Origin of the sequence: Propionivibrio sp. (genome assembly GCF_017995515.1) — a bacterium.
Taxonomy (GTDB): Bacteria; Pseudomonadota; Gammaproteobacteria; order Burkholderiales; family Rhodocyclaceae; genus Propionivibrio.
The window spans coordinates 1-7156 of sequence record NZ_JAGOIT010000137.1 but is presented as its reverse complement, the minus strand read 5'-3'; the positions used below and the strand labels follow the sequence as shown (position 1 = coordinate 7156).

Genomic DNA, 7156 nt, shown 5'->3' with positions numbered 1-7156 from the left:
CTCTGTTGGACTAAAGCATATTAGTCTATGCTAATATTTAATTCGTCACGAGGAACGCCATGGCCGCAGCGACAATGAACACCGAACAAGCACGCTTCAACATGATCCAGCAACAGATTCGCCCGTGGGAAGTGCTCGACCCGGAGGTGCTGGGCCTGCTGGCGATCGTCAAGCGTGAAGACTTCGCACCCGCTGCGCACAAGGATCTGGCGTTCGCCGACGTCGAGATTCCGCTCAAGGCCGACGCCAAACCCAGCCAGACCATGCTGGCGCCGCGGGTCGAGGCGCGCATGCTGCAGGCGTTGGGCATCCGCAATACCGACAAGGTGCTTGAAATCGGCGCCGGCAGCGGCTTCATGGCGGCGCTGCTTGCCGCAAAAGCCGAGTTTGTCTATACCGTTGAAATCGACCCGGAACTCGTCGAGGTGGCGCGCAAGAATCTCGCACAGGCCGGCGTCGCCAACGTCAGCGTCGATCTCGGTGATGCCGCGCAGGGCTGGCCGTTGTATACGCCGTATGACGTGATCGTCGTCTCCGGTTCGCTGCCGGTGCTGCCCGACGCGCTGTTGCGCCAACTCAAGATCGGCGGCCGCCTGATCGCCGTCGTCGGCGAAGCGCCGGTCATGGAAATGCAGCTGGTGACGCGCACCGAAGAGGATGCGTTCAATACGGTGGTTGTTCTCGAAACGCTCGTCGCGCCGCTCGAAAACACCGCACGGCGCGACAAGTTCGTTTTCTAGTTCTCAAAGAGGCAGCATCATGCGACTCAAGCCGTCGGCAACTCGTTTTTCCCTCCTTCTCGGAGCGCTTTTCTCGGTTGCCCCGGCCTGGTCGGCTGATCTCCTGCAGGTCTATCGCGACGCGCTGGTCAACGACGCGCAGTACGCGGCGGCGCGTGCTACCGCCGAAGCCGGACGCGAGAAGCTGCCGCAGGGCTTGTCCGGCCTGCTGCCGACGATCGGCGCGTCGGCCAATTCGGTGTGGAACGACAATACCTATCACCCCGATAAAGCACCGACGACCAGCAAGGAATTCAACTCCAACGGCTACATGCTGACGCTGAGCCAGCCGCTCTTCCGCTGGCAGAACTGGGTTCAATACGACCAGGCCAAGCTGCAGGTCGTGCAGAGCGAGGCCAATTTTGCGCAGGCGTCGCAGGACCTGGTCCTGCGCGTCGCCCAGGCGTACTTCGACGTGCTCCACGCCGAGGAGGCGCTGAAGGCGGTGCGTGCCAACAAGGAAGCAATCACGCAGCAGCTCGAGCAGGCGAAGAAGAACTTCGAGGTCGGGACGGCGACCATTACCGATTCGCAGGAAGCGCAGTCGCGCTACGATCTGGCGAGTGCGCAGGAGATCGCCGCGATCAATGAGCTGGACGTTCGCCGCTACGCACTGCGTCTGGTTGTCGGCAAGGATCCGGGCGGGCTCAACTCGCTGAAGCCGGACGTGCAGCTGACGCCGCCACAGCCGGCGGTCATGGATAACTGGGTCACGGCGGCGGAAACGAGCAGCTTTGCCGTTCAAGTCCAGCAGGCTGCGGCGGAACTGGCGACCAAGGAAGTCGAGCGCGCACGCGCCGGCCACTATCCGACGCTCGACGCCGTCGCCAATTACGGCCGGGCGAACAACACGAACGGCAATGACATCGATACCGATGTGCGCAATATCGGAATTCAGCTCAACATCCCGATTTTCCAGGGCGGCTACGTCACCTCGAAGACACGTGAAGCCGCCGCCAACCGCAACGCCGCGTTATCGGCGCTGGAAGGTGCGCGCCGGAGCGCCACACTCAACGCCCAGCAATCCTTCCTCGGCGTGGTCAACGGCCTGGCGCAGATCAAGGCGCTCGAAGCCGCGCTGGTGTCGAGCACGAGCGCGCTCGAATCGAACAAGCTCGGTTACGAAGTCGGCGTACGCATCAACATCGACGTGCTCAACGCCGAGAATCAGGTCTACGTCACCAAGCGCGATCTGGCCAAGGCGCGTTTCGACACGCTGCTTGCCCAGCTCAAGCTCAAGGCGTCGGTTGGCGCACTGGGCGAGGCCGATCTCGAACAGATCAACCCCTTGTTCGTCGCCCCGTAAGCCGTGCGGCACGACCGCTGACCGTCGAAATGCCTTGTAGGAGCCCAGTTTCACTGGGCGATAACGGCGCTTGATCATCCACCGCCCATCGCGCAGAAAATTCGCGCTCCTACCTAGCCATTGCGCTGCGAATCAGTGCCATCGTGCGCGCCGTGGCGCCGCGGTGCGCTTGACTGAACGTCATCGCCGCGTCTCGCATTCCTCGTAGCGCTGCGCGATCCTTGAGCAACGTTTCGACTGCCGACGCTGCTTCATTCGCATCGGCGATCCGTCTGGCCGCGCAGCAAGCGATGGAGTCCTCCGTCGCCTGCAGGAAGTTGAAAGTGTGCGGTCCGACGAGCACGGGGCAGCCGCAGGCGGCGGCCTCAATCAGATTCTGCCCGCCAAACGGCAGCAGCGTCCCGCCGATCAGGGCGATATCCGCTACCGAGAAATAGGCCGGCATTTCGCCCATGCTGTCGCCGAGCCAGACGCGCGTTTCCGCAGTCGGCAGCGAACCTTCACTGCGCCGGCAAAGCGCGAGCTTGCGCTCCTGCACCAGCGTGGCGACTTCCGCGAATCGCTGCGGATGGCGCGGCACGAGCAGGAGCAGCAGGTCGGGTTGCCGGATGCGCGCGAAGGCATCGAGGACGAGCGCTTCTTCGCCCTCGCGCGTGCTCGCCGCGAGCCAGACCGGGCGGTTGCCGAGTGCCTGTCTCCATTCGGCGCCGAGCTGCTTTTTCTCGGCCGACGGCGTGACGTCGAACTTGATGTTGCCGACCGTTGACACGCGTTGCGCGCCGATCGCCGTCAGACGCTCCGCGTCGGCGGCGGTTTGCGCGGCGACGACTCGCAGCGAAGCGAGCGCCGGCCGGATGAGCTTGGGAAAGCGCAGGTAGCCGCGCTGCGATCGGGCCGAAAGGCGCGCGTTGACGAGCGCGAGCGGGATCGAACGCTTCGTCGCCGCAGCGATCAGGTTGGGCCACAGTTCGGTTTCCATGAGCAAACCGAGTTGCGGCTTGAAATGATCGAGAAAACGAGCGCAGGCGCCGGGCAGGTCGTAAGGCAGATACGCCTGGCTGAGCCGTGTGCCGTACTTGGCGAGCAACTCGCCGCCGGTCGCGCGCCCGGTCGGCGTCATGTGCGTCAGCAGCAGCGCGTGGCCCGGGTATTCGTCGAGCAGCGCCTTGATCAGGGGCTCCGCCGCCCGCGTCTCGCCGACCGAGACGACGTGCAGCCAGAGCAGCGGTCCGTTCAGCTTCGCCGGGTAGAAACCGTAGCGTTCGCCCACGTGCCGCAGGTATTCCGCTTGCTTGCGCGCGCGCCAGGCGAGCCGGAGCCAGATGAGCGGCTGGGCGAGGTAGAAGAGCAGCGAGTAGAGCAGGCGGTTCATTGGCGAATGATCGGTTCGGCAGCGTTGAGCACCTCAGCGACGCTCGGCGTCAGCCCGATACCGCCCAGATTGCGAAAGAAGCCGGAGCCCAGGACGCCCGTGAGCGCCGGATCGGTCGCCACGTAGAGCGCGATTGTCGGCACGCGCAACGCCGTCGCCAGATGCGCCAGCCCGGTATCGACGCCGACGGCCAGCGTGGCGCGGCCGATCAGCGCAGCCAACTCGCGCAGCGTGAGCCGCGGCGCGACGACAGCCCCCGGAATCGCCGCCGCGATGCGTTCCGCGCGCGCGCGTTCGGCGGCACTCCCCGATGGAAGAATAGGGGACAGACCACGTTTTTTCAGGCTCTGTCCGAGTGCGATCCAGTGTTCTTCCGGCCAGAGCTTGTCGTCGCGGCTGGTCGCGGTGAGCAGGACGGCGTGTCGCTCGGCCGTCAGCCAGGGGAGGTCGATCTCCGGTGCGGCGATGCCGTAGTCGAGCGGAAAATCGACCGGGTAGTCGAACGCGGCTGCGCCCAGCCAGCGGTTGCGTACGACGGCGTGGGCGTTCGGCGGGATGACGAAGGTCTTGTCGTAGAAGCGCGCCGCGTGTCGTTCGCGCGCGACCTCGGCCGCGTAGCCGTAGCGAGTCCCGTAAGCCAGACGGCAGATCAGGCCGCTCTTGATCAGGCCCTGCGTGTCGAGCACCGCGTCGTAGGCGGTCGTTTTGATTCGGCGGCGGAACGCGCGCATTTCACTCCACGTCTGCATGCTGCCGAGATGCTTTCTCCAGCGCCGTATCGCGACGGGAATGACTTCGGCCACGTCCGGATGCAAGCGCGGAATCTCGGCGAAAGACTCCTCGACGCACCAATCGATCGTCGCGTCGGGAAAAGCGCGGCGCAGGTCGCTGACGACCGGCAGGTTGTGGATCACATCGCCGAGAGACGAGGTTTTGACCAGAAGTAGGTGCATTCGACAGTAAAATATGCGCTTTTCAACAGGCCGCCATTATAGGCGATGGCCTGCTTTGAGCCGGGGGTCGCGAATGAAGATCGAGGTACGACGCCGTTACGACGCAATCTGCCGAGGCGTGCTGTTGGGTATCGCTGCCTTGTCGCCCAATGCGCTGCTGGCGACCGAGCCGATTCCCCTGCTACTCGCCGAAACCGAGCAAGGTCAGTCCGACGTCTCGCTCTTCCTGGTGAGCGAGAAACTCGACGGGGTTCGCGCGTACTGGGACGGCAAAGCGCTGCGCACGCGCAACGGCAATGCCATCAACGCGCCGGACTGGTTCACCGAGGGTTTTCCGGGGCGTGCGCTCGATGGTGAATTGTGGATCGGTCGCGGCAAGTTCGACGCGCTCTCCGGCGCGGTACGCCGCCAGGCGCCCGATGAAACCGAATGGCGCAAGATTCGCTATCTCGTCTTCGAACTGCCGAACGCCGCCGGCACCTTCCGCGAGCGCAACGAACAGCTCAAGCGTGAAGTCGCGCATGCAAACGTCCCTTGGCTGCAGGTCGTCGAGCAGTGGGAAATCACCAGTCGCAAAGCCCTCGATCAAAAACTCGCCGAAATCCTCAAACTCGGCGGCGAAGGCCTGATGCTGCACCGCGCCGACGCGACCTACACCACCGGGCGCAGCGACGTCCTGCTCAAAATGAAGCTGTGGCACGACGCCGAGGCCGAAGTCATCGGCCACCAGTCGGGCAAAGGCAAATACGACGGAATGCTCGGCGCGCTGAAGGTGAGAACGGCTGACGGCGTCGAATTCATGCTCGGAACGGGTTTCAACGAAGCCGAGCGACAAAACCCGCCGCCGATCGGGGCGACGGTAACCTACCGCTATCGCGAAGTGACGAAACGAGGCGTGCCACGGTTCGCCAGTTTCTATCGAGTGAGGGAACTTTAGTGCGCGTAGGACGAGCGCACCGGAGGCAGCCATGCGCTTGACTCAAGATCAGCTTGCAGCCATTCGAGCCACCGCGACCGAGGTGTTTGGCGAATGCGTGGGCGTTTGGCTGTTTGGTTCTCGGGCGGATAACAGCAAGAAAGGTGGCGATATTGACCTGCTAATATGCCCCAACCCGCAAAGCCCCGATATGCTGTTTGAGAAGAAAATTCGATTTCTCACACAACTTGAGCGTCAACTGGGCGAGCGAAAAATCGATGTCGTCATCGAGGCGCCGAATGACGCCCGTCCCATCGTTGCCATTGCCCATGCCACAGGAGTTCGGATCAATTGAAACCATCACCTGAAATGCATGCCCTTGCACAAGCACACGCTCTTTGCCAAGGCCATCTGGACGCGTTGCACGACGCGTTGAGTGACATGCGGCAGCGGGCGCTGAGTTCGTCGGAGTATGAGCACTTGTCCAAAGCCGACAGACGTCTGCTCGACCAGTTCGCCTATCGCTACACGCGACTACAAGATGACATGGGCGCGCGGCTGATGCCGGCCATATTGCGAGCGTTGGGAGAGGACGTTGCAGTGATGCCCGCGTTTGATCGATTCTCCCGGTTGGAGCAACTTGGCTGGCTACCCAGCGCCGACAACTGGAATGTCCTGCGTCAGATACGCAACCAGTTTTCGCACGACTACCCCGAATCGCCAAACGAGCGCTTTGAACGCCTGCAAGCAGCGATCCGCGCAGCGCAGCAGTTGATTGACGTGATGGCCCAATTCGAAAGCAAAATCCACCAGCGCTTTGGCTGAATGCTCATCGCCCTCGCGGAGATACCTGTAGGAGCGCAGATTTTCTGCGCGAAGGGTGGAGGATGTTCCGACGCGGTGATCGCCCAGTGAAACTGGGCTCCACAACAAACCCCGTCGCTTTCCTCAAGCCCACGGGGCAGGGTTGGAACAGCTTGGCTGGCTACCCAGCGCCGACAACTGGAATGTCCTGATATTGTCCGGACGGATTTCATTCGGGTATCGAAAATACGGAGGGCGAATGATGAGCACTTTTAATCTCTCAAAGACCGAACGCATCGATGTTCGTGCAAGTGCAATGGTCAAGCAACTGCTGCAGGAGGCTGCGCGTGTCAGCCACAAGAACGTCAGTGAATTCCTGCTCGATGCCGGTGTGACAGCAGCTGCGCAAACACTGGCAGACCGTCGGCGGTTTGTGCTGGATGACGCTCAGTGGAAGGCATTTCGAGAGGCGCTGGATCGTCCGGTGCAAAGCAAGCCGCGGTTGAAGAAGTTGTTGCGAGAACCGGGGGCGCTTGGTTGAGCGATGGCTACGCTTCAGTCCGCAAACTGGTAGCGATGGACCTGGTCGATGCTTTCGATTGTGGCCACGACGCGCTGAACCAGTTCCTGCAGCGCTATGCGCTTGTCAACCAGAGGGTCAATAGCGCGCAGACCTATGTATGTTGCCAAAACGACGTGGTGGTCGGCTTCTACAGCCTCACCGTAGGTGGTATTGATCTGGAAGTTGTCCCGCCGAGAGTGACGAAGGGGCTGGCGCGTCACCCAGTCCCGGTCATGATCCTGGCCCGACTTGCGGTGGATAAGGAGCATCAGCGTAAAGGCTTGGGCCAAGCCTTGCTCAAGGATGCCCTGTTACGTACTGCACGCGCGGCCGACATCGCCGGCATTCGTTGTCTATTGATCCATGCGAAGAATGATGCGGCGCGGTGTTGGTACGAGTCCTGGGAATTCGAGCCCAGCCCGACCGATCTATATCACCTGTTTCTGATGCTGAAAGACCTTAAG

Annotated in this window: 9 protein-coding genes; 7 read left to right on the top strand and 2 right to left on the bottom strand. The window is 62.3% G+C overall.

Annotated features, from left to right (window positions below):
- Positions 1–74 precede the first annotated feature (74 nt).
- Positions 75–740: a protein-L-isoaspartate O-methyltransferase gene (locus KBA32_RS15735; protein WP_294360906.1), complete on the top strand. Its 666-nt coding sequence runs from the start codon at positions 75–77 to the stop codon at positions 738–740.
- Positions 741–759: 19 nt separating this feature from the next.
- On the top strand, positions 760–2085 hold the full coding sequence (locus KBA32_RS15730; RefSeq protein WP_294360904.1) for a TolC family outer membrane protein: 1326 nt from the start codon (positions 760–762) through the stop codon (positions 2083–2085).
- Positions 2086–2194: 109 nt separating this feature from the next.
- Here KBA32_RS15730 and waaA read toward each other — a convergent pair whose 3' ends face one another.
- Together waaA and waaC are read right to left on the bottom strand one after the other, a co-directional pair.
- On the bottom strand, positions 2195–3457 hold the full coding sequence (waaA, locus tag KBA32_RS15725; RefSeq protein WP_294360901.1) for a lipid IV(A) 3-deoxy-D-manno-octulosonic acid transferase: 1263 nt from the start codon (positions 3455–3457) through the stop codon (positions 2195–2197).
- The gene (gene waaC, locus KBA32_RS15720; protein WP_294360898.1) at positions 3454–4410 is read right to left on the bottom strand and encodes a lipopolysaccharide heptosyltransferase I; all 957 of its coding nucleotides are present in this window, start codon (positions 4408–4410) and stop codon (positions 3454–3456) included. Before waaC ends, waaA begins: the two co-directional genes overlap by 4 nt.
- A gap of 73 nt (positions 4411–4483) precedes the next feature.
- Between waaC and KBA32_RS15715 the strand changes: the two genes are divergently transcribed.
- The 5 genes from KBA32_RS15715 to KBA32_RS15695 all read left to right on the top strand — a co-directional run.
- Positions 4484–5347, top strand: a complete 864-nt coding sequence (locus tag KBA32_RS15715; RefSeq protein WP_294360896.1) for a DNA ligase — start codon at positions 4484–4486, stop codon at positions 5345–5347.
- Between the two features lie 31 nt (positions 5348–5378).
- Complete coding sequence (locus KBA32_RS15710; RefSeq protein ID WP_294360890.1) at positions 5379–5681, top strand: nucleotidyltransferase domain-containing protein; 303 nt, start codon at positions 5379–5381, stop codon at positions 5679–5681.
- A complete protein-coding gene (locus KBA32_RS15705; protein ID WP_294360888.1) occupies positions 5678–6151 on the top strand; it encodes a hypothetical protein in 474 nt (157 codons plus the stop codon). Before KBA32_RS15710 ends, KBA32_RS15705 begins: the two co-directional genes overlap by 4 nt.
- Before the next feature lie 238 nt (positions 6152–6389).
- The gene (locus tag KBA32_RS15700) at positions 6390–6671 is read left to right on the top strand and encodes a DUF1778 domain-containing protein (RefSeq protein WP_294360886.1); all 282 of its coding nucleotides are present in this window, start codon (positions 6390–6392) and stop codon (positions 6669–6671) included.
- Positions 6668–7156 (top strand): GNAT family N-acetyltransferase (locus KBA32_RS15695; RefSeq protein ID WP_294360883.1); only part of this gene is annotated, 489 nt, incomplete at its 3' end. The genes KBA32_RS15700 and KBA32_RS15695, both read left to right, overlap by 4 nt.

What these genes read in the sequence shown, in the direction of transcription:
- KBA32_RS15700 (WP_294360886.1), top strand. Translation starts at nt 6,390, where the DNA reads ATGATGAGCACTTTTAATCTCTCAAAGACCGAACGCATCGATGTTCGT.
- KBA32_RS15710 (WP_294360890.1), top strand. Translation starts at nt 5,379, where the DNA reads ATGCGCTTGACTCAAGATCAGCTTGCAGCCATTCGAGCCACCGCGACC.
- KBA32_RS15730 (WP_294360904.1), top strand. Translation starts at nt 760, where the DNA reads ATGCGACTCAAGCCGTCGGCAACTCGTTTTTCCCTCCTTCTCGGAGCG.
- waaA (WP_294360901.1), bottom strand. Translation starts at nt 3,457, where the DNA reads ATGAACCGCCTGCTCTACTCGCTGCTCTTCTACCTCGCCCAGCCGCTC.
- KBA32_RS15715 (WP_294360896.1), top strand. Translation starts at nt 4,484, where the DNA reads ATGAAGATCGAGGTACGACGCCGTTACGACGCAATCTGCCGAGGCGTG.
- waaC (WP_294360898.1), bottom strand. Translation starts at nt 4,410, where the DNA reads ATGCACCTACTTCTGGTCAAAACCTCGTCTCTCGGCGATGTGATCCAC.
- KBA32_RS15735 (WP_294360906.1), top strand. Translation starts at nt 75, where the DNA reads ATGAACACCGAACAAGCACGCTTCAACATGATCCAGCAACAGATTCGC.